Origin of the sequence: Azohydromonas lata NBRC 102462, from assembly GCF_001571085.1 — a bacterium.
GTDB classification, from domain to species: domain Bacteria; phylum Pseudomonadota; class Gammaproteobacteria; order Burkholderiales; family Burkholderiaceae_C; genus Azohydromonas; species Azohydromonas lata.
The window spans coordinates 1-1,467 of record NZ_BCTC01000263.1; the positions used below are offsets into that span (position 1 = coordinate 1).

A 1,467-nucleotide genomic window follows, 5' to 3' on the forward strand; every position below is an offset into this window, starting at 1 on the left:
CGCTGATGGACCAGGAGCGCCGCCTCTACCGCCTGGAGGCTGAGGACGAGGCGCTGGCCACGCTGCGCGTCGAAGCCTGGGTGGCCGAGGAGGCGCTGGACGAGCCCGGCCGCCTGGAGATCTGCTGCCTTGCCGACGATCCGCGCCTGGACCTGGACGCCCTGCTGGGGCGGCCCGTCACGCTGGTGACGCTGCTGGCCGACGGCCGCGAGCACCGCCGCGGCGGGCTGGTGGACATGGCCATTGCCGAGGACTGCGACGGCGCCCTGGCCCGCTACCGCCTGATCGTCCGCCCCTGGCCGTGGTTCCTGTGCATGGGCGCGCGCAGCCAGGCCTGGCAGGAGCGGCGCTGCGTGGAGATCGTGGACAGCCTGCTCGCGCGCTACGCCACCTGGGCGCGCTGGCGCTGGAGCCCGTGCGTGCACGAGCACCTGCAAGGCGCCCACGCGCAAGGCGTGCGGCCCTACACCGTGCAGTACCGCGAGACGGACCTGGACTTCATGTCGCGGCTGCTGGCCGAGGACGGCATCGGTTACCGGCTGCAGCACGGCACCGCCGGCATGGAGCTGGTGTTCTTTGCCGACAGCCGGTTTTCCAGTCCGCAAGACCCGTCCTCCGAGCGCGCCCCCATCGCCTTCCAGCACGCCGCCGCGCAGGACGGCGCCGACACCCTGCAGCGCCTGGACGGCCACGCCCGCGCCGCGGTGGACACGCTCTCCACCCTGGGCTGGTGCGAGGCGTCCGGCCACGGCGTGGGCCTGCACATGCCGCCGCCGGCACACCGCGGCGGGCCCCAGGCACCCTCGCTGGAGAGTTACGACGGCCCCGGCGCCGCGGCCTTCGCCACCCACGCCCAGGCCGAGCGCACGCTGCGCCTGGTGCACGAGGCGATGGACGCCCGGCGCACCGGGTGGCTCGGCCAGGGCGTGGTGCGCAGTTTCAGCGCCGGCACCACATTCCGGCTGGACGCGCCGCTGCACGACCTGGACAGCGGCGAGCCGCTGCGCGAGGCCTGCCTGCTGCTCACGCGCGTGCTGCACGTGGGCGTGAACAACCTGCCCGCGCAACTCAGCCGCGCGCTGCTGAGCCGGCTGGGCCAGGAGCCGGTGCTGCCCGTGCACGCGATCCCACCGGACCTGCTGGCGTGCGCCCGGGAGCGCGGCTACGCCAATGCCTTCGAGGCGATCCACGCCGACACGCCCTGGCGCCCGCTGCGCCCGGACGCGGACGGTCTGCGCACGTTCAGCAAACCCGACCCCGGCTTCCTGCTCGCCACCGTGGTGGGCCCCGACGGCAGCACCGCGCCGCGCGGCGCGGACGAGGTGCACACCGACCGGCTGGGCCGGGTGCGCATCCGCTACGAGTTCCAGGACGGCGAGGACGCGGCCGAGGGCAGCAGCCTCTCCAGCTGCTGGGTGCGCGTGCAGCAGCCCCTGGCGGGCTCCGGCGGCCAGGGCGCCATGGGCG

1 protein-coding gene is annotated in these 1,467 nt (G+C 75.1%); it reads left to right on the forward strand.

Annotation, left to right across the window (positions count from 1 at the left end; genetic code table 11):
• A partial coding sequence (locus ALA01S_RS30985) for a type VI secretion system Vgr family protein (RefSeq protein WP_169806060.1) occupies positions 1 to 1,467 on the forward strand: 1,467 nt, incomplete at both ends.